At 61.8% G+C, this 23,480-nt stretch carries 21 protein-coding genes; 9 read left to right on the forward strand and 12 right to left on the reverse strand.

Annotated elements, in window-relative coordinates; translation table 11 throughout:
• Positions 1-28 precede the first annotated feature (28 nt).
• The 6 genes from AB4O08_RS05090 to AB4O08_RS05115 form a co-directional block, all read right to left on the reverse strand.
• Positions 29-3,538 (reverse strand): OspG family effector kinase, encoded by a 3,510-nt coding sequence (locus tag AB4O08_RS05090; RefSeq protein ID WP_021491008.1) that lies wholly within the window; start codon positions 3,536-3,538, stop codon positions 29-31.
• 164 nt (positions 3,539-3,702) lie between these two features.
• A complete protein-coding gene (locus AB4O08_RS05095; protein ID WP_010212132.1) occupies positions 3,703-4,635 on the reverse strand; it encodes a D-2-hydroxyacid dehydrogenase in 933 nt (310 codons plus the stop codon).
• 107 nt (positions 4,636-4,742) lie between these two features.
• Positions 4,743-5,036, reverse strand: a complete 294-nt coding sequence (locus AB4O08_RS05100) for a YcgL domain-containing protein (protein WP_010212133.1) — start codon at positions 5,034-5,036, stop codon at positions 4,743-4,745.
• The gene (gene rnd / locus AB4O08_RS05105; protein WP_010212135.1) at positions 5,033-6,166 is read right to left on the reverse strand and encodes a ribonuclease D; all 1,134 of its coding nucleotides are present in this window, start codon (positions 6,164-6,166) and stop codon (positions 5,033-5,035) included. Before rnd ends, AB4O08_RS05100 begins: the two co-directional genes overlap by 4 nt.
• A 122-nt stretch (positions 6,167-6,288) precedes the next feature.
• Positions 6,289-6,888, reverse strand: coding sequence for a class I SAM-dependent methyltransferase (locus AB4O08_RS05110; RefSeq protein ID WP_010212136.1), 600 nt, complete (start codon positions 6,886-6,888; stop codon positions 6,289-6,291).
• A gap of 100 nt (positions 6,889-6,988) precedes the next feature.
• Entirely contained in the window at positions 6,989-8,359 is a 1,371-nt protein-coding gene (locus AB4O08_RS05115; protein WP_460114735.1) for a glutamine synthetase family protein, read from the reverse strand.
• 343 nt (positions 8,360-8,702) lie between these two features.
• On the opposite strand from AB4O08_RS05115, the gene AB4O08_RS05120 reads away from it, so the two are divergent.
• Complete coding sequence (locus AB4O08_RS05120) at positions 8,703-9,476, forward strand: transporter substrate-binding domain-containing protein (RefSeq protein ID WP_010212140.1); 774 nt, start codon at positions 8,703-8,705, stop codon at positions 9,474-9,476.
• Here the strand turns inward: AB4O08_RS05120 and cynR are convergent.
• A complete protein-coding gene (cynR, locus tag AB4O08_RS05125) occupies positions 9,451-10,317 on the reverse strand; it encodes a transcriptional regulator CynR (protein ID WP_044286824.1) in 867 nt (288 codons plus the stop codon). The genes AB4O08_RS05120 and cynR overlap by 26 nt on opposite strands.
• 112 nt (positions 10,318-10,429) lie before the next feature.
• On the opposite strand from cynR, the gene AB4O08_RS05130 reads away from it, so the two are divergent.
• From AB4O08_RS05130 to AB4O08_RS05140, 3 genes are read left to right on the forward strand one after another with little or no spacing between them, the layout of a single operon-like run.
• Positions 10,430-11,062, forward strand: a complete 633-nt coding sequence (locus AB4O08_RS05130; RefSeq protein ID WP_010212144.1) for a carbonic anhydrase — start codon at positions 10,430-10,432, stop codon at positions 11,060-11,062.
• 30 nt (positions 11,063-11,092) lie between these two features.
• On the forward strand, positions 11,093-11,563 hold the full coding sequence (cynS, locus tag AB4O08_RS05135) for a cyanase (protein WP_187516994.1): 471 nt from the start codon (positions 11,093-11,095) through the stop codon (positions 11,561-11,563).
• 54 nt (positions 11,564-11,617) lie between these two features.
• A complete protein-coding gene (locus AB4O08_RS05140) occupies positions 11,618-12,457 on the forward strand; it encodes a cache domain-containing protein (protein WP_010212147.1) in 840 nt (279 codons plus the stop codon).
• A 133-nt stretch (positions 12,458-12,590) separates the two neighbouring features.
• Here AB4O08_RS05140 and AB4O08_RS05145 read toward each other — a convergent pair whose 3' ends face one another.
• Together AB4O08_RS05145 and pobA are read right to left on the reverse strand one after the other, a co-directional pair.
• Entirely contained in the window at positions 12,591-14,108 is a 1,518-nt protein-coding gene (locus tag AB4O08_RS05145; RefSeq protein ID WP_044288111.1) for an MDR family MFS transporter, read from the reverse strand.
• A 66-nt stretch (positions 14,109-14,174) separates the two neighbouring features.
• Positions 14,175-15,359: a 4-hydroxybenzoate 3-monooxygenase gene (gene pobA, locus AB4O08_RS05150; protein WP_460114860.1), complete on the reverse strand. Its 1,185-nt coding sequence runs from the start codon at positions 15,357-15,359 to the stop codon at positions 14,175-14,177.
• 189 nt (positions 15,360-15,548) lie between these two features.
• Here pobA and AB4O08_RS05155 point away from each other — a divergent pair, with 189 nt between their 5' ends.
• Positions 15,549-16,427: a helix-turn-helix domain-containing protein gene (locus tag AB4O08_RS05155; RefSeq protein ID WP_010212151.1), complete on the forward strand. Its 879-nt coding sequence runs from the start codon at positions 15,549-15,551 to the stop codon at positions 16,425-16,427.
• Between the two features lie 43 nt (positions 16,428-16,470).
• Here AB4O08_RS05155 and AB4O08_RS05160 read toward each other — a convergent pair whose 3' ends face one another.
• Positions 16,471-16,647: a hypothetical protein gene (locus tag AB4O08_RS05160; RefSeq protein WP_197079250.1), complete on the reverse strand. Its 177-nt coding sequence runs from the start codon at positions 16,645-16,647 to the stop codon at positions 16,471-16,473.
• Between the two features lie 98 nt (positions 16,648-16,745).
• Positions 16,746-17,651: a LysR family transcriptional regulator gene (locus AB4O08_RS05165; protein WP_042570722.1), complete on the reverse strand. Its 906-nt coding sequence runs from the start codon at positions 17,649-17,651 to the stop codon at positions 16,746-16,748.
• Positions 17,652-17,755: 104 nt separating this feature from the next.
• Here AB4O08_RS05165 and AB4O08_RS05170 point away from each other — a divergent pair, with 104 nt between their 5' ends.
• Together AB4O08_RS05170 and AB4O08_RS05175 are read left to right on the forward strand one after the other, a co-directional pair.
• Positions 17,756-18,622 (forward strand): MBL fold metallo-hydrolase, encoded by an 867-nt coding sequence (locus tag AB4O08_RS05170; protein WP_010212157.1) that lies wholly within the window; start codon positions 17,756-17,758, stop codon positions 18,620-18,622.
• A 34-nt stretch (positions 18,623-18,656) separates the two neighbouring features.
• Positions 18,657-19,271, forward strand: coding sequence for an NAD(P)-dependent oxidoreductase (locus tag AB4O08_RS05175; protein ID WP_010212160.1), 615 nt, complete (start codon positions 18,657-18,659; stop codon positions 19,269-19,271).
• A 55-nt stretch (positions 19,272-19,326) separates the two neighbouring features.
• Here AB4O08_RS05175 and AB4O08_RS05180 read toward each other — a convergent pair whose 3' ends face one another.
• Positions 19,327-20,205 (reverse strand): LysR substrate-binding domain-containing protein, encoded by an 879-nt coding sequence (locus tag AB4O08_RS05180; RefSeq protein ID WP_010212161.1) that lies wholly within the window; start codon positions 20,203-20,205, stop codon positions 19,327-19,329.
• Between the two features lie 111 nt (positions 20,206-20,316).
• Here AB4O08_RS05180 and AB4O08_RS05185 point away from each other — a divergent pair, with 111 nt between their 5' ends.
• Together AB4O08_RS05185 and AB4O08_RS05190 are read left to right on the forward strand one after the other, a co-directional pair.
• Entirely contained in the window at positions 20,317-21,942 is a 1,626-nt protein-coding gene (locus tag AB4O08_RS05185; RefSeq protein ID WP_460114736.1) for a 5-guanidino-2-oxopentanoate decarboxylase, read from the forward strand.
• Entirely contained in the window at positions 21,939-23,381 is a 1,443-nt protein-coding gene (locus AB4O08_RS05190; RefSeq protein ID WP_045791205.1) for an aldehyde dehydrogenase family protein, read from the forward strand. The genes AB4O08_RS05185 and AB4O08_RS05190 overlap by 4 nt, the downstream gene beginning before the upstream one ends.
• The last annotated feature ends 99 nt before the right edge of the window (positions 23,382-23,480 follow it).

The raw sequence follows: 23,480 nt of genomic DNA on the forward strand, positions 1-23,480 counted from the left end.
TCACTGAGGGGTTATTGGATCCAATGGCTCACGGCGCTTTAGCGACAAGTGCCGCATATTGCTTGAGTAACCTCTGCTTCTTCCTTTCATAGTCCTGCATCAAGAACGAGACCATGAACTCAGAGGACAACGCGTCCATATCCACCGGGTAAATTTTATTGTCGTTCGCGCTGTACATGAAGTTTTTCAACTGTAAATCGTTGTGGTAAATATCCTTCGCCTCCATCTCTGCGAACGTATCTGCCAGCAGTGAGCGGGCTTCAGGCGGTAAACTGTTCTTGTTGATGTGCGCAAGGTCCAACCCTTCGATCCTGCCCATGACCAGATACCTGCGACCGTCCTCGACGACTGTGCGTGCAAACCCATCGCCGTAGTATTTATTCAAATATTGAACGTCGGATAATTCGATGTTATCCGAGGGCGTGTATCGCGTCGGTCCTAAATCCTTATAGGCGCGCTTCCCATCAAGACTGGCGTAGACGACGCCCTCGCCCCCTCTGCCAATCACCGGCCCGCAGTCTGCCTTGATCGACGTTGGAGCACCGCCCTGGAGTCCCAAGCGTCGCCATTGATCACCCTGGACATGCTCGACCAGCAACCCGGTTTGTCGGTTGTTGTGATAGACCCGGGCCTGTACTTTTCCGTCGGCTGTACGCGCCACTTGCCGTACTTCGTAAAGGGCGGTTTGGCCACTGCCGTCGGTATGGCGGATATGCGACAGGTGGCCGTCAGCAGCGACATATACGCCCTGACTGTTGCGTGAGAGCCCGGTAATTCTTGACCGAGGCACGCTGAATTGACGAAACATCCCATTGCTCAGTTCGCCCTCGGGTACGGTCGGCAAGTGGGTAATCTTGCCATCCACCGCGCGGACCCCGGGAGCGAAGTCGTGAATAGGTCGGTCGTAGGGGCGCATGGTTTGCGTATCCAGGGCGTACCATTTGCGCCTGTGCTGCACGGCAACGCCCTCAACATTCTCGCCCGCCACCTTGAAGACCCCGATGGCCGCGTCCCCATGCTGCTTGCTAACGGCCTTGAGCAGGTCATAACCGCCGGCCGTGCCCCTGAGCACATTGAACTGGCGGACCAGATAACGGCCACCGCCAACCGCCATCCTGCCGCCCCCCACCAGCAGCTCGCCGATGCCACTCAAGGGGTTAAATGCCTCAACGACCTTTGCGCCGATAAACCTCGCAGCCTTGGCCGCCTGACTCGCCGTTGAAAGCCCTTTGCCCAGCACCTTGCCTGCCTGCGCAGCCTTGCCCGCGCCTAAGGTGACCAAGCCCACGACGTCTAGGGCCAGGTCGAAGAGGCCCTGGCCGACATTGCCATGTTTAAAGTTGACGATGGCCGAACGCAATGGGATCAGGCTGCGAAAAAACTCAGCAATCGCCTCATTCCGGGCACTGTCCTGGTCAAACGAGGTCATGCCCCTGGCCTCGTTCAACAGGTCATCGTTCTTCAGGTCGAGGGACTTCACGAATACGTCGGCGATAGCATGACTGCGCTCGGAGTTGAAGCTGTCAGGCGGCTGCGTACCTTCAGGCTGGGCCAGGAACCGCCGGGCGGGCTTATCGTTGCCAGGTTCAAACAGCGCGGTACGAGAGAGGATGTTAGCGTCGCGCTCTTCCATTTTGTCGGCGGTATAGGGTTCAGTGCGGCGACGTTTCAGGAAGTTCTGTTTTTCAATAGAGCCTTGGCGCGTATCGATCAGATAAATATCCACCTGACCATTAGTTTGCGTCGCTTTCACCTCCAGCGTATGCCCTCGGACGTGCAGAGCAGGCGGGGTCAATAAATCACCGGCAATTTTGTATTGGTGGGTGTGGAAGAACTCCAGCTTGCCGAACTCCAGGTTCTTGCGGTCTTCCAAGGGCAATGTCGAAATCAGGTGCCTGACCAGGCCTTGCTGGCCCTCGCCTTGCGCTTGTATAGCGCTGTCGTAGGCTGTCTTGAACGGGGTGGCGACCCCTAGTTTGCCGGCCCGATACAGATTACAGAACTTATCGACGGGGAGGCGTTTGTCATTGGATACCCAATGATCTTCAGGCCCCAGCGCTCCCCCTTCCATGACGACATCCAGCATCGAACGCATGCCGGGATAAACGCCGGGCCGCCCTTCCTTTAACCTTGCCTTCTGAATATTCTTCACTTCGAACAATCGGGGGTCCAGCTCGGGGAATGCCGCTTGAAGTTGCGCAATGCCCATCGCTGAACGACTGGGGATTGCGGTTTGCAGCGCGTCGCTGGTGTTCTTCAGTGAACTCAGGTGACTGTTGAATGCAGTCCTCACACGCTCCATGGCACTCGCCGAGGGTGCCTCTTCGGTATCGATGAGCAGTCCATTGACGGTGCCCCAGTCCTTGAGTGCCTGATAGTCGATCTGTTGGCAGAGCTCTTCGTCGACAGGGAGCGTCTCGGCGCCCAGCAAAATCTCGGCGTACCCCATGCCCAGTGTTCGGCCCGGGGTTTGCGCTTCGATCCTGGCCACTGCCATCGCCAGTTGAGCCCAGAGCACGCTGCCATAGGTCACACTCGCCGGAATGTCTTTGACCAGATACTCAGGTGCCGTCCTGGCCAACAACAGATAGGCCGCCAGAGGGGCGGTTTGTGCGTTGGCCCGGCCTTTTTCAACCAGGTGTTTACCCAACCCCTCAATGACCACCGCAGCCGGTTGCCCCCAATGCTGGCTGCGCGCCAGATCATACCCGGCGACGCTGTTGCGAGCCGGATCAGCCTGACTTTCGGGGTCAAGACCCAGATGGATGGCGGTCAACACATAGTCGTTGTTGGCCACACCCGTCGGGATACCCTCCAGCCTCGACTGGATCGCCTGCCCCAGGGCCTGGGCCTTGGGTGAACCGAGCAGTTTTTCCATCGCGACGATAGGCGTTTTCAAGTTTGCCTCGGACACCGCGCTGCCGCTCATCAAATACCCCAGGGCGCCCTTCTCACGCTCCGCCAATGGCAGGCCAGGCAAACCGCTGGCGTTGCTTTGAAGCAGGGCAAGCACAGTCTCCTGGTCGTTGCTGTCCATGGGCTGCGGCCAGGACAGCGCGCCACTGAGGTTGCCCAGGGGATGGACCTGCGCCTGCAGGACGCTCGAATCTTTCAGCGTTACCAGCGCTTCGAGGGTTTTCGGCACCTGCAGGCCGCAGCCAAGCAGGTAGTCCTCAAGGCTGACCATGCGGTTCTCAGGCAGAGTCGGGCCTGGCCACGAGGAGTCTTCGCACACAAACAGTGTTGTACTTTTAAGATGCGACGCCAGCGCCGTTTCCATCCGCGTCCGGGCCTTGGATGCCGACTCATCGGGAACGAGCTGCTGAGTGAGGTCTTGAATAAGACGCTGGAGTGATTGCGCCAGGGCAAGCTGGTTACAGCGGTCTCCCAACGCTTTCTGCAATGCCGATGAAGGCTTGGGTACAGGGGCGTCGGTTGCCGCTGTCCCCCCTTGGCGCTGCAAGGCAACGGGCGGGGCGGCGCTATTGGGAAGCGCCAATGGCTGGGTATAAACAACGGGCGAATTCAGAGTGGTCATGTTGTTAGCTGTCCTTAGTCAAGAAGATGTCCTACAAAGTGCGCGCGTCAGCGTTCTTTGCCATCTCTGCGTGGAGCCCCTTGAAAAAAGGTTCCATCTTGACTGTCAGACGGTATGTACATGACCCAAGGTAAACGAGTGCGCCCGGCGGGCGGGCGCTGCCGTCAGTAACCGCGCTCGAAATCCACTTCCCCGCGCAGCGCTTGCTTGGCCTGATACGCCCGCAGGTTTTGCACAAACAGCTCGACCATCAACTCCGGCGACGTCGGCGCCGAGCTATGGCCAGTCAGCAACAGCCCCCAAGCGGTCCAGAACGGATGGCGCTGCGGCAACGGCTCCTGACGGCAGACGTCGATCACCGCGCCCGCCAAATGGCCCTCTTTCAACGCCTCGACCAGGTCGGCATCCACCACCGCCACCCCGCGCCCGACGTTGATGAACAAGCCGGTCGGCTTGAATTGCTTGAACAGCGCCGCGTCGTACAGATCATGGGTACTTGGCGTGTTGGGCAGCAGGTTGATCACGTAGTCCACCTCCCCCACCATCCGGCCCAACTGGTCGAGCCCGGCCACTTCGATAAACGGCGCCTGCTCGCGTGCGGTGCTGGCGATGCCGTACAGCTTCACGCCGAACGGCACCAGGAACTCGGCCACACGTTGGCCGATATCGCCGGTACCGACGATCAGCGCCTTGCGCCCCGCCAGGCTCTGGCCCATGCGGTTGTCCCATTTGCGCTCGACCTGGCTGACCAGCCGCGCCAAGACCTCGCGCTCATGGCCGAGCATGTAGGTGAGGACAAACTCGGCCATGACCTGGCCAAAGATGCCGACTGCACGGGTCAGGCGATAGTCACGGGGCAAGCCTTCAGCCAGCAACGGCGTGATGCCGGCCCAGGTCGATTGCAGCCATTGCGGGCGATGGCCTTGGCGCAGCAGCGTCGCCAACAGGTCCGGCTGGCCCAGCCAGACCGGGCAATCGGCGGCCAGGCGCGACAGTTCGGCCGAGTCGCCGCTGGTCAGCACTTCAAGGTCCGGTGCCGCTTCGCCGAGCAATTGGGCGTAGAGCGGGTGATCCTGTTCAGCAATCAGAACACGCATGCATAAAACCTTTCAAAAACAGTACGGACGGCCGCCCGCATCCTTACGGCCACCGCCCACTTATACGATTCCATTGAAGCAAGTGCCCCGGACGGAGCACCGGTCGATCACATCGGGTCGTTGCGGCGCAGCAGCTCTTCGGGCAAGTGTTCGATGTACTCGTCCTCGGGGGGCGGCATTTGCAGGTGGTAACCCTGCTTGTCGAGGTTTTCCAGCACCTGCACGATGTCTTCCTGTTGCAGCTTGCGCTCAGGCGTAAGCACCAGGTTGAACGCGTGTACCGGCTTGCCGAACACGCTGAGCAGGCCTTCAGGCACACGCTCAAGGGCGTCGCTTTTCAGGACATAAAGGTACATGCCGGCGCGTTTAGGGCTGCGGTAGATGGAGCAGATACGTTTCAAGGCTGTTCTCCGGCGGAGGCCAGGCTGTCGAGCAGCGCCTGGCCCATCAACTCGCGGCGCCAGCCACGCAACGAGTCTGGCAATTGATAAGGACCATCGGGGTAGCCACTTTTGACCAGGGCTTCGAGGGTTTTCTTGCGTAGCATCAGTTCCGGCGCCATCTCCAGGCGTTCGGCTTCAGCCTGGCCAATGGCGCGCAGTTGCTTGATCAGTGCAGCGGCATCCACCGGCAACGGTTCGGCAACGGCGGGCGGCCATTGGTCCATCGGTACGCTGCCGGCACGCTTGATCAGGTCGAGTAGGAACTGGCCGTCCTGACGCACGGTACGCGGGTGCATGTCTTCGATCTTGCCCAGGGCGGCGAGGTTATCCGGCTGGGATTTGGCCAGCGGCCATAACGAGTGCTCACGAATGATGCGGTTGCGCGGCAGGTCACGGGCGCGGGCCTGCTGCTCGCGCCAGGCGCACAGTTCACGCAGCACGGCGAGCTGGGCGCGTGACAGTTTCCACGCCAGCTTGGCGTCGCGGTACACCTCGTACGGGTCGACTTCGCGGCGCAGGTTGGCGACCAACTCCGCACCGTCTTCCAACACCCAGGCGTACTTGTCGTCCGACAGCTGCGGGCGCAAACGCGTGTAGACCTCGGCCAAGTGCACCGCGTCTTCGGCGGCATAGCTGACTTGCGTCTCCGACAATGGCCGCTGCAGCCAGTCCGAACGGGTCTCGCCCTTGGGCAGCTCGATATCCAGCACGGCTTGCACCAGGCGCGAGTAGCCCATGGAGAAACCGAGGTTCAGATAGGCGGCGGCCAATTGAGTGTCGAACAACGGCACTGGCAGGCTGCCGGTCAAGCGCAGCAACACTTCCAGGTCTTCACTGCAGGCATGCACCACCTTGATCACCGCCGGGTTCTCCAGCAAGGCGGCCAAGGGTTGCCAGTTGTCGATGGTCAGGGGATCGATCAGGTAAGCGCTTACGCCATCACCAATCTGGATCAGCCCGGCAATGGGATAAAAGGTATCGACCCGCATGAATTCGGTGTCGAGGGCGACGAATGGCAACTGCTGCCATTCGGCGCAATGCTGGCCGAGGCTATCGTTGTCGCAGATCCAGTGAATATCGATGGCCACACGGCTCTCCCTTGAAGAATGGCGCGCAGTATATATCGCGAAAGGGGCTAGCGAGCATCCGCAGTGCACAGGCGACCATGAAAACTCAGACAAGAGATGAAGAATAGTCCGACAGGCGGGAGTTATCCTCTCTTACGCAACACGTAAACCCGCCACAGGCTTGAGCCCGGCATGAATTCCTGGTGATGCAGGACCTTGAAACCCGCCTGGCGGAACTCGTCCTCTACGGCGGTACGGGAATTGACCGAGACAATCACCGTGTCACGGCTGACCCGGTGGAACTCGCGCAGCAGGGCCAATCGCCCTTCGCTGCTGGGCACATGGCGAAACAATTCCAGGCAGAAAATGCAATCCACCGCATTTGCCGACAACCCGATGGTAAACGCCGAGCCGTGGAAGGTCTTGACCCGCTTGAGTAGGGACGCCGGGTGGTGGGTGCGGGCGTGGTCGAGCATGCTCTGGGAGTTGTCGGACGCCAGGATCACCCGGTTGATGTGTTCGGCCAGCACCGGCCAGAAGCGTCCCGAGCCACAGGCCAGGTCCAGCACCAACCCAGGCTCACCGGCGACTTTCAGCGCGTGGCGCACCAGCCACTCGTCGCGCCACGATGCCAGTCGCTGCCGCAGCCTTGGCGGGCGTGTATCGCCGCAGACCCTGGCGTGCTCGCGGTCACAGCGTTCGGCGTATTCAATCTCGATGGAGGATGGTGGTTGTGGCGACATCGCAGGCTCATGTGGCTGAAACGGTAGTGAACGACCTTGATTCGCAGCTTAACCACTGCGATGTCAAAAAAAGGTCGAAGCATTCACCACCGCAGCCCGATCACGCCTGATGCAGATACCAACGCCAGTCCTGCGCTCCCACCTCGCCCATGAACTGGCGGTATTCAGCGCGCTTGACCGCCAGGTACACGTCCAGGAATTCAGTGCCAAATGCTTCTCGCGCCCAGCTCGAACCTTCCAGGGCGCGTAACGTGGTGAGCCAGTCGGTAGGCAGCAACGCTGTGGCCTGGGCGTAGCCGTTGCCTTCTACTGGAGCGCCGGGGTCGCGCTGTTCGCGGATGCCGCGATGGATACCGGCCAGAATCGCAGCAGCAGCCAGATAGGGGTTGGCGTCGGCGCCGCAGATACGGTGTTCGATATGCCGGGAGTTCGCCGGCCCGCCCGGCACGCGCAGGCTGACGGTGCGGTTGTCGACGCCCCAGGTGGCGGCCAGCGGCGCATAGCTGTTGGTCTGGAAGCGGCGGTAGGAGTTGGCGTTGGGGCAAAACATCAGCAGTGAATCGAGCAAGGTGCTGAGCATGCCGCCCACCGCCTGGCGCAACAGCGGCGTGCCATCGGTGGCTTCGCTGGCGAACAGGTTATTGCCCTGGGCATCCGCCAGGCTCACGTGCATGTGCATGCCGGTGCCGGCCAGGCCGTCGAACGGCTTGGCCATGAAGCAGGCGGTCATCCCGTGTTGATGCGCCACGCCTTTGACCAGGCGCTTGTAGCGCACAGCTTCGTCCATGGCTTGCAGCGCGTCGGAGCGGTGCTCAAGGGTAATTTCCACCTGGCCCGGCGCGTACTCGGAAATCGCCGTGCGCGCCGGGATGCCCTGCAGTTTGCAGGCGCTGTAGAGGTCGGCGAGGAAGGGTTCGATCTGCTCCAATTCGCGCAGGCCGTAAACCTGGGTCGAACGTGGGCGGCCGCCGTCCACATCCCGCGCCGGTTGCGGGCGGCCGTTGCTGTCGGGCTTCTGGTCGAGCAGATAGAACTCCAGCTCCGCCGCCATCACCGGGTAATAACCGTCGGCCTTGAGCGCGTCGATCACCTTGGCCAGCAAATGCCGGGGATCGGCGACGGTGGCGGGCAGGCCTTCAGTCAGGTGCATGCTGACTTGCACGGCCGCCGTCGGAATCAGGCGCCACGGCATGCGCTGCAAACTGCCGCTGATCGGGTAGGCGCGGCAGTCGATATCGCCCACCTCCCACACCAGACCGGAGTTTTCCACGTCGTCGCCATTGATGGTCAGGCCAAGGATGGTGCTGGGCAAAGGCCGGCCACTTTCGTATACCGCCAGCAACTCATCGCGGTGCAGCAACTTGCCGCGTGGCACGCCATTGTTGTCGAGGATAAACAGCTCGAACATCTCGATGTCCGGGTTTTGTTCAAGGAAGGATTGGGCTTCGTGCAGGCAGGCAAAAACACTCATGGGCATTCTCATACGTAGGGGTCCGGCAGGCGCGCAGGTGCGCGCCATCGAGGGGATGGATCAACGTAGGAACGCGGTATCTGGTGGGCGTGCGTGTCGGCAGTGGAACAAGGCCCAGAACGCGAGATCGGACGGCAGTGTCGCGGTGTGTGTGTCGGAGGAGCCGTCCATGCGGGAATCACAGTGCTAGAGATAACCGCCAGCGTCACACGCCTGCACAGGTGATTAAATTCAGGGTTGACGGAGTTTGGTTGCAACTTGGCTAAACATTCGCCACACCTTGCCACGTCGCCCAACGCTGGAAATAATGAGCCCCCCGCCCAAGCCCCAAGGACTCGACCGCATGAAAGCGCCTTTCGCCCTCTGTGTACTGGCAAGTTTGGCAACCAGCGCCCTGGCGGACACCACGCCTTCGCACCTTGACCAGGTGTTGCAGCGCGGCACGCTGACCGTGTGTACCACCGGCGACTACAAGCCCTACACCTCGCTGCGCGCCGATGGCAGCTATGAAGGCATCGACATCACCATGGCCGAGTCCCTGGCCAAGAGCCTCAACGCAAAAATCCAATGGGTGCCCACCACCTGGAAAACCCTGATGCCGGACTTTCTGGCCCAGCGCTGTGACATTGCCGTGGGCGGGATTTCGGTGTCGCTGGAGCGCCAGAAAAAAGCCTTCTTCAGCCAATCCCTGGGCGTCGACGGCAAGATCCCGTTGGTCCGCTGTGCCGACGTGCAGCGTTACCAGACCGTCGACCAGATCAACCAGCCCCAGGTACGCGTGATCGAACCGGCCGGCGGCACCAATGAAGTGTTCGCCCGCGCCCACTTGGGCCAGGCGCAGATCCGCCTGCATGACAACGTGACCATCTTCGACGAACTGCTGGCGGGCAAGGCCGATGTGATGATCACCGACGCCAGCGAGGCGCGTTACCAGCAAAAGCTCAAGCCAGGGCTGTGTGCGGTCAACCCCGAGCGGCAGATGCAGTACAGCGAAAAAGCCTTCTTGTTGCCGCGTGATGATGTGGCCTGGAAAAACTACGTCGACCAATGGCTGCACCTGAGCCAGGCCACGGGAGCCTATGACGCTATCGTCAGCCAGTGGCTGGCCACGCCTTGATCAATGCCACAAACGCACGGCACGCGGCACTGCGATAGGCGCCCTTGCGGCTCAGCAGTGCCACGGTGCGTTGGGGCAACGCCGGGCTGATTGCCACCGCGTTTAACCCTGGCTGGGCCTGGGCGATTGCGCTGGGCAGGAGGGTCGCCAGCGCCGTGCTGCGCACGATTTCGATGATCGCGCTGATGGAGTTGGCCTCCATTGCAATCACAGGGTTTATCCCTTGGGTACGACAGTAGTCATCGATGTAGCGCCGGGTCGCAAAGCCCTGGTTCAACAACACCAGTGGTTGCGTCAGCCACTGCCGGCTGTCCAACCCCGGATGGTTTGCGCCGACCACCCCACTCAGCGTTTCCACAAACAGCCCTTCGCACTCGATGTCCGGCAGATGCTCGCCGGTAAAACCAATGCCGATATCCAGCGCGTCTTCCGCCAGGGCGGTTTCCATGCGGTCCTGGGTCAACTCCTCGATGCTGACCGTAATCCCCGGATGCCGCTGGTTGAACTGGGCCAGCAACGGCCCGACCAGGTAGGCGGTAAACGTCGGCGTCATCGCCAGGCGCAGGTTGCCCCGGCTCAAGTCCTGCACGTCATGCATGGCACGGGTGCCGGCCTGCAGGTCCTGCAAGGCCAGTCGCGCAAAACGGACATAGGCCTCGCCGGCATCGGTCAGGCGGACACTGCGCCCGGAGCGGTCCAGCAGCGGTGCACCCAGGGTGTCTTCCAACTGCTTGATCTGCTGCGACAAGGTCGGCTGTGACACATGCAGCGCCTCGGCGGCGCGGGTGAAGTTGCGGTGTTCGGCCACCGCCAGCAGGTAACGGATATGGCGCAGCAGCATCGAAGCCCCCAACTATAGGCATGACCAATAGCAAGCATCATAAACCGGTCTTGGACGCTATAACTTAAAACTTCCATCCTTGCCCCCATCAGCGACGCAAGGAGAACCTCCCATGCAACATCTCATCGACGGCTTCCGTAAATTCCAGGCCGAAGCCTTTGGCCAACGCAGCGACTTGTTCAAGCACCTGGCCACCACCCAAACCCCCGGCACGCTGTTTGTGTCCTGCTCTGACAGCCGCGTCGTCCCCGAGCTGCTGACCCAGCAGGAACCGGGCGACCTGTTCGTGATCCGCAATGCGGGCAATATCGTGCCGTCCTACGGCCCGGAGCCAGGCGGCGTATCGGCCACCGTCGAATACGCGGTGGCGGTACTGGGGGTCAGTGACATTGTGATCTGCGGCCATTCCGACTGCGGCGCGATGACTGCCATCTCCACCTGCAAATGCCTGGACCACCTGCCCGCCGTGGCCAATTGGCTGCGCCATGCCGAGTCGGCCAAGGTGATCAACGCCGCCCGCCAGCACGCATCGGACGCCGCCCGCCTGGATTCACTGGTGCGTGAAAACGTGATCGCCCAATTGGCCAATCTCAAAACCCACCCTTGCGTCGCCCTGGGCCTGGAACAAGGCCGGCTGAGGTTGCACGGCTGGGTGTACGACATCGAAACCGGCGCCATCGACGCCCTGGACAGCCGCAGCGGGCACTTCGTTTCGCTGCTCGGCCAGCCCACTCACGCTGCCTGATCCCCCTTTTCCAACCCAGAGGACCTCACCATGTTGCAATCCAACTTCTCGCAAACCCCACGCCTGGCCCTGGCCGATACCGTTATCGACCTGAAGGCACGCAAGAACCTGTCCTGGCAGGACCTCACCGACGGCACCGGGCTGAGCTTGGCGTTCGTCACCGCCGCCCTGCTCGGCCAGCACCCGCTGCCCAAGGAGGCTGCAAACGTGGTCTGCGACAAGCTCGGCCTGGACCAGGATGCCAGCCGACTGCTGCAAAGCGTGCCCCTGCGCGGCAGCTTTCCCGGCGGCGTGCCAACGGACCCGACGATGTACCGCTTCTACGAAATGCTCCAGGTCTACGGCTCCACCCTCAAGGCACTGGTGCATGAGCAATTTGGCGACGGCATCATCAGTGCAATCAACTTCAAGCTGGACATCAAGAAGGTCGAGGACCCGGACGGCGGCTCCCGCGCGGTAATCACCCTGGACGGCAAGTACCTGCCGACCAAACCCTTCTGAGTCGCCCGCGACCGTCTACGCTCTTGTCACATCAACAAGAACGAGGGACGGGTAATGAAGGTATTGTTCCGACTCACCTGGCTGCTGCTGTTGTGTTTCAGCCAGGTGCACGCCACAACGACTCAGGATGAAGACGCCAAGGCGGCCAAGGCGCTGCTGGAAAAAGCCTTGGCCTACTACCACAGCAATGGCGACAAAGCGTTTGCCGCCTTCAGCCGACAGGGCGAATTCATCGACCACGACCGCTATGTGTTCGTGGTCGACACCCAAGGCGTGCTGCTGGCCAGCGGTGGCCCCTCCTCCGCCTTGATCGGCCGTGATGTGTCCGAAGTGCTGGGGCCGGATTTGCGCCAATCCTTCAAGGATGCGCTCAAGGTGTCGGAAGATCAGGGCATCCAGCAGGCCGACTATCGCTGGCAGAATTGGAACGATGGCAAGGTTGAACACAAGCATGTGTTCTATCAGCGCGTGGGCGAACGCATCCTCGCGGTAGGTTATTACCTGCCAAGGGCCACGCCGGAACAGGCCCGGGCCCTGCGCGACAAGGCCGCGACGGCCTTGCTCAAGGATGAAACCGGCACGCTCAAGGCGATCAACTCACTGCAGGGCGGTTTCCTGCAGGATGACCTCTATGTGTTCGTGGTGGACCTCGATACCCAGCGCTATGTGGCCCATGGCACCAACCTGCGCCTGGTCAACACCGACTTCAGCAAGATCAAGGACCCGGACGGCAAGCCGGTGGGTGAGCCGATCCTCAAGTTGATGGCCGAGCAGCACCAGGGCGAATACACATACCGCTGGAAAAATCCGGTCACCGACAAGGTCGAGAACAAGCATGCGTATATGCGCAAGGCCGGGCATTTCATGGTGGCGGTCGGGTATTACAGTCCGTAATAAGGATTAGCAATGCTATCCATTGTGGGAGCTGGCTTGCCTGCGATGGCGGTTCATCAGTTACAGAGGTACTAACTGCCCCACCACCATCGCAGGCAAACCAGCGCCCGCCTTTGAATCTTCAGGGTGTCCGTTATTTTGCCTTGTCGTCACGGCCACGCAGCACCCGATTCGGCATCGCAATCGCCGCCGCCAACCCCAACAGGGATACCGCCGCACTCACCATCAACAAATGCCGGAACGTCACCGCCAACTCCCCGCGCAAGGCATCCTGCGCCGGGCCAGGGGCGGCATTGAGGCCGTCGAGCAGCACGTTGCCGGAACTGCCCTCGGCCACCCGCGCGCCGCTGGCCAGGTGAGCAAAACTGGAATCCTGCAACAGCGCCAGCAACAGTGCCGACATGCACGCCACCCCGACTGCTCCGCCCAGGGAACGGAACAAGTTGGTGGTGCTGGTGGCCACGCCGATGTCGCGCTGTTCCACCGAGTTTTGCGTGCCGACCAGCGAAGTCGGAAACTGCATGCCGGCCGCGATCCCACACAGCAGCATGAACACGGCCGTCAGCCCCACCGCCTGGGGCGCGCTCAGGGCCATGCCGAGGATCGCAAACGGGCTCAGCAATGCACCGCTGAGGATCATCGGTTTATAGCGCCCGGTCACCGAGGTCATGCGCCCGGCAAAATAGGCACCCATTGGCAGGCCCATGGCCAATGGCAGCAAGTGCAGGGCCGCGCTGTCAGCGCCGGAGCCGGTCACCGTCTGATAACGCAGCGGCATCAACACCGTCAGGGAAATCGCCTGGAAGCTGGTGAAAAAGATCGTACACCAGCACAACACCGCACTGCGGTTGGCGAACAAATGCATCGGCAACAACGGCTCCCGCGCCCGGCGCTCGTGCCAGACAAACACCGTCAACGCCACCAGAGCAATCATCAACAGCCCCAGCACTTCGTCGTCACGCCAATGATGACCCTGACCGATTTCGGTGATACCCAACAGTAAGGCGGTCAAGCCGATGATCATCAGAACAGTGCCGAGGTAATCGATGATCGGCTTGCGCTGCGGCACCGGCAGCCCCACCAGCGTGCGATGGGCCACGTACCAGGCGCCGGCGCCCAAGGGCAGGTTGATCAGGAACACCCAGCGCCACGACAGGTACTCGGTCATGTAGCCGCCGAGCACCGGCCCGGCCACGCTGGCGACCGCGTACATGCTGCTGAAATAGCCCTGGTAGCGGCCACGCTCACGGGGCGCGATGATGTCGCCGATGATCGCCTGGCTCACCGAGATCATGCCGCCGGCGCCGATGCCCTGGAGGATCCGCGCCAGCACCAGTTGCTCCATGCTTTGCGCCATGCCACAGAACAGCGAGGCCAGGGTGAACAGGCCCATGCCGATCAGCATCATCGGCCGCCGCCCGTACAGGTCGCCGAGCTTGCCGTAGATCGGCACCGCCACGGTCATCGCCACCATGTAGCCCGAGATGACCCAGGCCAGCAGGTTGACGTCGTGGAACTGCGCGGAAATAGCAGGCATGGACACGGCGACAATGGTCTGGTCCAAAGCCCCCAGGAAGATCGCCATCATCAGTGAGGCGAGGATGCTGCGCACAGCGGGCAGTGGCGGAGCAGGCTGATTGAGGTGCGTCACGGCAAGACCTTCGAGCAGGGCCCGCGGGAAAAGGCGGCCCACGGGAATGCTCGATACGATAGCAGGCTATTCGATAGCTTCGTAAGGAAGTCCGACGTAATTTTCTGCGATGGTTTTGCGACCTGCCTCGGAGTGGATGAAGTACTCAAGCTCACTCTCGGCGATGCGCTGGGTGAAACCGTCGGCCTCGGGAAACTGATGCAACATCGAGGTCATCCACCAGGAAAACCGTTCGGCCTTCCACACCCGCCGCAGGCAGATGGCGGAATAACGCTCCAGCAGATCCACGCGCCCTTCGCCGTAGACCTTGAGCAGAATCCGGTACAGCGTACTCACATCACTGGCCGCCAGGTTCAAACCCTTGGCCCCGGTGGGCGGCACGATATGCGCCGCGTCGCCGAGCAGGAACAGGCGTCCGTACTGCATCGGCTCCACAACAAAACTGCGCAGCGGCGCGATGCTTTTTTCGATCGACGGGCCCGTCACCAACTGTTCGGCGAGATGGCTGGGCAGGCGGGTTTTCAGTTCGTCCCAGAAGCGTGCGTCGGACCATTCATCAATCGGTTCCTCCACCGGCACTTGCAGGTAATAGCGACTGCGCGTCGGCGAACGCATGCTGCACAGCGCAAAACCGCGCGAGTGCTTGGCGTACACCAATTCAGCGTGTACCGGTGGTGTGTCGGCGAGGATGCCCAGCCAACCGAAGGGATAGACCCGTTCGAAGACCTTGAGCGATTCAGCCGGGATCGACTGGCGCGCGACGCCGTGGTAACCGTCGCAACCGGCAATGTAGTCACACTCCAGGCGAAAGGCTTCGCCCTGATGTTCGAAGGTCAGCCAGGGTCGATCACTTTTGAGGCCATGGGGCAGCACGTTGCGCGCTTCATACAGGGTGGTGGCGCCTGCGGCGGTACGGGCGGCCATCAGGTCGCGGGTGACTTCGGTCTGGCCGTAGATCATCACCGACTGGCCGCCGGTCAAGCCCTTGAGGTCGATGTGCGTCAGCTGGCCGTTCAGTGCCAACTCAAAACCGTCATGCACCAGGCCTTCGCTGTCCATGCGCCGGCTGACGCCTGCCTGCCGCAGCAGGTCGACCATGCCTTGTTCCAGCACCCCGGCACGGATGCGGCCTTGCACGTAATCGGCGCTCTGGCGCTCTAGGATAAGGGTTTCGATCCCCGCTTCATGGAGCAGTTGACCGAGCAGCAATCCGGAAGGACCGGCGCCGATAATAGCGACTTGGGTTTTCAGCGTTTTCATTATTTTTATGGCCCGCAATTTCCACCCGAACGGATCGGGTGAAAGAGTTGTCATTGGTCTTGTTGCTGACATTTTTCACTTGAGTGAGCGGCATAAGAAGGTGAAAACTGAGCCAAAGCCTGCGCTTTTTGCCAATCGGGGCGATTACCGCACCACTCTGCCGAGTATCGGGTTGAAACCATGACCAAAACCGCAATTCCGGTCTTCAAGCTTTACGGGGAACACCAGCAATGGCCCACCCCCGATTTGTTGCACTGCGAAACCATTTCCCGGCGCAGTCGGGAATACCAGTGGGAAATCCAACCCCACCGGCACGCGGATCTTTGCCAATTGCTGTACGTGCACAAAGGCCAGGCACAGTTGGAAATCGAAGGTCAGCGCACCACGCTGAATGAGGCGACCTTGCAGGTATTGCCGCCACTGTGTGTACACGGCTTCCGCTTTCCCGAAGACGTTGAAGGCTACGTAGTGACACTGTCGGCGCCGTTGGTCAGCCACCTGCAAGCACAGCTGGGCACAACAGTTGATGGTTTGCAGACACTCGGCAGCTACCCGGCAGGCAAAGACAGTGATTACCTCAATAGCCTGTTCGCCCGCTTGCAGGACGAATACGCCGATGAACAACCGGCACGGGACATGATGATGCACGCGTTGGTCAGCGTGTTGCTGGTGTGGATCAGCCGCCAGGCCATCCAGCGTCGTCACCCGCGGGCGCCGAGGGGGCGTGAATACTTCCGGCGTTTTACCCAGTTGGTCGAGCAGCATTACCGCGAACACCCGAAGATCGAAGACCTGGCCCACAAACTGGGGATCTCGGTCTCACACTTGAACGGGACGTGCCGGGAGTTGGGTGGGCAACCTGCGCTGCAGATCATGCATGACCGCCAATTGCTGGAAGCCAAGCGCCTGCTGACTTACACCAGCATGACCATCAATGAAATGTCAGAGGTGCTGGGCTTTTCCGATCCGACCAACTTCTCTCGGCTGTTTCGCCGACGGGTCGGGTTCTCGCCCAAGGCGTTTCGCGAACAGCTGAAGGCCGAAGCGCCACACAGCTAAGGTTGGAAACCGATATCTGTGGAAACTCTACATAGCCTCACTGCTAGCGCAAGGCACTGAAACTGCCGGTACGCGGAACGCATTGATCCTGATGGCAGCTGATCGCAAAGGTCGGCTGCATACGGGTCTGCTCCACGCGGTAGGCGGCGGCTCCGTAGAGTGCGCTGGCAAGGGCGCACAGGGTGAAAATCATCAGGTACTTCCTGGTTTTAATGCTCATGGCACAGACCTCTGCGGATCTACAGGGTGCTGTCTAAAGCATAGGTCAACCCCGCCGAGTTGCCATTATCGGGCGACATTCAACAGGGTTATGTCGAGCTAAAGAGCCACATCCCACGCCGGTTCCTCCGGGAACCGCAGCACCAGGAAATCCAACAGGCTGCGCAACGCCGAGGGCATGTGCTTGCGCGAGGCGTACACCGCGTAGATGTTCATCTGCCGCGGCTCGGCCTCGGGCAACAAGCGCACCAGTTCGCCACGACGGATGTAATCGCCCGCCTGGTAAGTGGGCAACATCGATACCCCAGCCCCGGCCAACGTCACACGCAACAGCGTGCTGGCCTCGTTGGAGGTGATATTGCCGTTGATCGGCACCGAGACATGCTCGCCCCGCTCTTCGAAATGCCACAGGCTTTTGCCGAAATAGGAATGGGTGAGGCAATTGTGCGCGGCCAGGTCTTCGACTTTCTGCGGGGCCGGATGCGAAAGCAGGTAGGCCGGCGAAGCACACACCACTGAGCGGCACACCGTCAGGCGCCGGGCAATCAAGTTGGGATCCAGGTCATTGCTGGTACGGATGGCCAGGTCGATGCGCTCATCCACCAGGTTCACCGTACGATCGAGCATCTGCAGGTCGACTGTCACCAGCGGGTAGCGCTTGACGTACTCGGCAATGGCCTCAGCCAATTGCGCCTGGCCGAAAGACGTACTCACACTCAGACGCAGCAGGCCACGGGGGGCGTCGTCGGGTTCGCTGACGGCGGCCTGCATATCGCCGCACAGTTCCAGCAATTGCCGACAGCGTGGCAGGGTTTCACTGCCGGCCGCCGTAAGGCTGAGCTTGCGCGTGGTGCGGTGCAGCAAACGTGCACCGACCCAGTCTTCCAACTCGGCCAGGTAACGCGACACTACCGGCCGTGACAGGTCCAGATGATCGGCTGCAGCGGACTGGCTGCCCAAGTCCACCACGGTGACAAACACACGCATTGCTTGAAGACGATCCATGATCTGCCCGATTTCAGAAACAAACTATGTCCCAGCATCGCATTTTTAGTCTGGTTTTGTGCAACTAAGCTCTGTGCATCCTTTAACGATGCTGGAGCTGCCCGATGTTCTCAACCTTCAAGCGCTTGACCCTGGCCACCGCCGCCCTGGCCTTCGCCGCCCATGCGGCAGCGGCCGACCTGAGTCTGGACGTGTACAACCCAGGCGAAGCCGCGATCTTCCCGGTCAGCTCGGTGCTGGTCAGCGGTGCCAAAGACGCGATCCTGGTGGACGCCCAATTCGGCAAAGGTCAGGCCGAGCAACTGGTGCAGAAGATCCGCGCCAGCGGCAAACACCTGACCACTATCTACATCAGCCATGGCGACCCGGACTACTACTTCGGCCTCGACACGCTCACCGCTGCCTTCCCTGACGCCAAGGTGCTGGCCCCGCAACCGGTGGTCGACCACATCAAGGCCACCGTGGCCGGCAAGCTTGAGTTCTGGGGCCCGAAAATGGGCGCCGACAAGCCCGCCAAAACCATCGTGCCGCAGGCACTCGAAGGCTCCAGCCTGAGCCTGGAAGGCCAACAGCTTGAGGTGATCGGCCTGGAGGGCCCGCAGCCAGACCGCAGCTTTGTCTGGATCCCGTCGATCAAGGCCGTGGTCGGTGGTGTGGTTGTCGCCGAAAACATTCACCTGTGGATGGCCGACACCCAGAGCGCGCAGTCCCACAAAGATTGGCTCGCCACCCTGCAACGCATCGAACAGCTGAAGCCGCGCACGGTGGTGCCAGGCCATTACCTGGGCACGCCGACACTCGCTTCCGTGGCCTTTACCGCCGACTACATCAAAGCCTTCGACACCGAGACCGCCAAGGCCAAGGATTCTGCCGCCCTGATCGCGGCCATGAAAAAGCGTTACCCCACCCTCGCCGACGAAAGCTCGCTGGAACTGAGCGCCAAAGTCGCCAAGGGCGAAATGAAGTGGTGAAGGGTGTTTAAACCCTAACGTACTGGAGAACGTCATGAGCAAGATTGCAATCATTGGTGCCACCGGCCGTGCCGGTAGCCAACTGCTGGAAGAAGCCTTGCGCCGCGGGCATAGCGTTGTGGCGATCGCACGTCACACCGACACGCTGGCGGAGCGCCCTGGCGTGATCGCCAAGCAAGTGGATGCGCTGGATGCACACGCCCTGCAGCAGGCCGTGAGCGGCAGCGATGTGGTGATCAGTGCAGCGCACTTCGCCACCCTGCCCGCCAGCGCCGTGATCGGGCCGGTGAAGAAAGCCGGGGTGAAACGCCTGCTGGTGGTGGGCGGTGCCGGTTCACTGCTGCTGCCGGGTGGCGGTCGGGTGATCGACAGCGAAGGTTTCCCGGCTGAGTACAAAGCCGAAGCCAGTGCGGGGGCTGCGTTTCTCGATGCGCTGCGTCAGGAGAAGGAACTGGATTGGACCTTCCTGTCGCCGTCGGCGGAGTTCGTTGAGACCGAACGCACCGGCACCTTCCGTCTGGGCCAGGATGAACTGTTGGTGAGCAGTGAAGGCCGCAGCTGGATCAGCTTTGCCGACTATGCCATCGCCTTGATCGACGAAGTGGAATCGCCAAAGCACTCCCGCCAGCGTTTCACCGTGGGCTACTGACCCAACGCGGTTTAAAACGGTGGGAGCTGGTTTGCCTGCTCCCACCGTTTGATCTTCAGTGTTGCGAGAGTTGCGCTTGGCTGACCAACCAATCCATCAGGGCTTCAAGCCCGGCGGAAGGCTTCGTCCCCGGCGGATACACCAGGTAATACCCCATCCCCGTCGGCACCCGCAGTTCAAACGGCATCACCAACCGCCCCGCCTTCACATCCTCGCCAATCAACGCACTGTCGCCAATCGCCACACCGGAACCCTGGGACGCCACCGTCATCGCCAGGTCCAGCGTTTCAAAATGATGCCCCTGGCTCAGATTGCCCAGCCGTGTATTCGCCGCCTTCAGCCACAACGCCCAGTCGCGTTCATCCCGCGTGGGGTGCAGCAAGACCTGTTGCTGCAAATCTGCCGGTGTGCACACGCCATTGAGCAGTGCCGGTGCGCACACCGGTGTGAGTTGTTCATCGAACAGATGCCGCGCCTCGGCCGATTGCTCGGCGATGGGCGCATAGATCACCGCCGCATCGAATTGTTCGCGGCGAAAGTCCACCGTGTAGGCCACGGTCGTGGTGAGTTCCACCGGCACGTCCGGGCGTTCCTTCTGCCATTGCATAAGGCGTGGCAGTAGCCAGCGCATCACACACGTGGAAGCCTTGAGTTGCAGGGTCTGGCGGCGACTGCCGATCTGCTCCACCGCCTCGCCGAGCAGGCCAAACACCTGCTGTGCGCGCAGTGACCACTCGCGCCCCTCTTCGGTCAGCCTCAAGCCCCGCGCCTGGCGTTGGAACAGTGCGTAGCCCAGATGGCTTTCCAGCCCCGCGATCTGCCGGCTCACCGCGCCTTGGGTGATGTGCAACTGCTCGGCGGCGCGGGTGAAGTTGCAGCACTGGGCCGTGACCCAGAAGGTGTGCAGCGCGGGCAGCGGCGGGAGGCGTTTCATAGGAATGGAGCCATGACGTGAGGACATGGCTAGTATGACTTTTTATCGATTGTTGCCGCTACGGCCCAGCCGGTCCAATAACGCCTTACCTCAACAATAAGAGCGACATGTATGGCGACCTGCGGCGAAGTATTGGTCAAGCTCCTGGAAGGCTACGGCGTGGACCAGGTGTTTGGCATCCCCGGCGTGCACACCGTGGAGCTGTATCGCGGCCTGGCCCGCTCCAGCATCCGTCACGTCACCCCGCGCCACGAACAGGGCGCCGGCTTCATGGCCGACGGTTATGCACGCACCCGCGGCAAACCCGGCGTGTGCTTCATCATCACCGGCCCCGGCATGACCAATATCACCACCGCCATGGGCCAGGCCTATGCCGACTCGATCCCGATGCTGGTGATTTCCAGCGTGCAGTCGCGCAGCCAATTGGGTGGCGGACGCGGCAAGCTGCATGAGTTGCCGAACCAGAGCGCGATGATGGCCGGCGTGGCGGCGTTCTCCCATACCTTGATGTCAGCGGCGCAATTGCCGGGCGTGTTGGCGCGGGCGTTTGCGTTGTTCCAGGCCGGACGGCCGCGCCCGGTGCACATCGAAATCCCGCTGGATGTGCTGGTAGAAAATGCCGACGCACTGCTGGGCAGTGAACTGGTCAGCGTGGCCCGAGCCGGTGCGGCGCCTTCAGCGGTCAAGCACATGAGCCAGCTGCTCGCGGCGGCCAAGAAACCCTTGATCCTGGCCGGTGGTGGCGCCATCGACGCCGCCCCGGAACTGACCCGACTGGCCGAGGTACTCGGCGCGCCGGTGGCCCTGACCATCAACGCCAAAGGCCTGCTGCCCTCCAGCCATCCGCTGCTGATCGGCTCGACCCAGACCCTGGTGGCCACCCGCGCGTTGGTGGCCGAAGCGGACGTGGTATTGGCCATCGGTACCGAGCTGGCGGAAACCGACTACGACGTGACCTTCGCCGGTGGTTTCGAGATCCCCGGCGCCCTGTTGCGCGTCGACATCGACCCCGACCAGACCGTGCGCAACTACCCGCCGCAAGTAGCACTGGTGGCCGATGCGCAAATCGCCGCGCAAGCGCTGTTGACCGAGTTGGGCAGCGAACCCTTGCCAGCGCGTAACAGCGCGTGGGGCGCTCAACGTGTCGCCCACTTGTGGGCTGAACTGACACCCACCTGGGACACCGCCACCCGCGCGCAAACCCTGTTCCTCAACACCGTCCTGGAAACGCTGCCCAATGCCGTACTGGTCGGCGACTCCACCCAGCCGGTGTACAGCGGCAACCTGACCCTGAACCTCGATCACCCGCGCCGCTGGTTCAACGCGTCCACCGGCTACGGCACCTTGGGCTACGCCCTGCCCGCCGCCATCGGCGCCTGGCTGGGGCGTGGCGATGGGCAGCCAGTGGTGTGCCTGATCGGCGACGGCGGCCTGCAATTCACCCTGCCGGAACTGGCCAGTGCCGTGGAGGCGCGCACGCCGGTGATCGTGTTGCTGTGGAATAACCACGGCTATGAAGAGATCAAGAAATACATGGTCAACCGCGCCATCGAGCCGGTCGGCGTGGACATCTACACGCCGGACTTTATCGGTGCGGCCAAGGCACTGGGTTGCGCCGCCGAAAGCATTCAAGGTGTTGAGTCGCTACGCGTGGCATTACGCGCCGCAGCTGATCGCCAAGGGCCGACGTTGATTGAAATCAACCAGGGGCTGTGGATGAAGGCGGTGACGGTATGAACGCGGTATTGAACGGTGTGTATATCAATGGGGCATGGCGTGCCGGGCATGCCTCGCTTGAGGTGATCAACCCCGCGACTGAGGCCGTCCTGGCCCATGTCAGTATTGGCGACGCGAACGCGGTGTCTGAGGCGGTCGAGGCCGCCAGCGCCGCCTTCAGCGCCTGGTCGAAAAGCACCGGCCGCGATCGCGCCGCGCTGTTACGCACGATCGCCCAAGGCGTGGGCGAGCAGCGCGAACACCTGATGCACCTGCAGTCGAGCAATAACGGCAAACCGCTGTTTGAAGCCGCGATTGATGTGGACGATGTGATCGCCACCTTCGACTACTACGCCAGCGTGGCCGAGGCGATGGATGCCAGCCAGGATCGCCCGGTGGAGCTGCCCAGCACTGACTTCAGCGCCCGCCTGCGCCGTGAGCCATGCGGCGTGGTGGGGCTGATCGTGCCGTGGAATTTCCCGATGGTGACCACTGCCTGGAAACTCGCCCCGGCGCTGGCGGCCGGCTGCTGCGTGGTGCTCAAGCCTTCGGAAGTCACGCCGTTGGCGGAGTTGCAACTGGCGCGGATCATTGCCGAGGCCGGCTTGCCGACCGGGGTATTCAACCTGGTGTGCGGCACGGGCCTGGACGTCGGCGCGCCGCTGGCGGCGGATCGCCGCGTGGCGAAGATTTCCTTCACGGGCAGCAACGCCGTCGGCGTGCAGGTGATGCAGCGCGCCGCCGAAACCATCAAGGGTGTGAGCCTGGAACTGGGCGGCAAATCCTCCCTGCTGGTGTTGGCCGATGCCGACCTCGACCTGGCGGTGGAGCTGGCCTGCGGCGGTGGCTTCTTCAACGCAGGGCAGATGTGTTCGGCCACCAGTCGTGTGTTGGTAGCCGACAGCCTGGCGGATGAGTTCCTTCGACGTCTGCAGGCGCGGGCCGAAGGCATTCGCGTGGCTGACCCCTTTGCCGATGACGTGGAAATGGGCGCGCTGATCAATCGCGTGCACTATCAGCGTGTGCGGGGGCATATCCAGCGCGGCGTTGAAGCTGGCGCACGCCTGCTGTGCGGCGGCGACCGCCCGGTGGATCTGCCGAAAGGTTTTTTCATTCGCCCGACCGTGTTCACCGACGTACCGCTGGACAGCGCGTTGTGGAACGAAGAGATCTTTGGCCCGGTGCTCTGCGTACGACGTTTTACCTGCGAAGCCGAGGCCATCGCCCTGGCCAATGACAGCGATTTCGGCCTGGTGGCGAGTGTGGTCAGCGCCAGCACGGAAACCGCCGAGCGTGTGGCGAATGCCTTGCAGGCCGGGCTGGTGTGGATCAATGCACCGCAAGTCATCTTCCCGCACACCGCGTGGGGCGGCTACAAGCAGAGCAGCATTGGTCGCGAGTTGGGGCCCTGGGGCCTGGCAGCGTTTCAAGAGATCAAGCACGTGATCAGATCCAACTAACACCGAAGATCCCCTGTGGGAGCGGGCTTGTTCGCGAAGCGGTGCGTCAGTCGATGAATGCATTGGCTGAATCACCGCTTTCGCGAGCAAGCCCGCTTT

This window comes from Pseudomonas sp. H3_E07, from assembly GCF_054668895.1.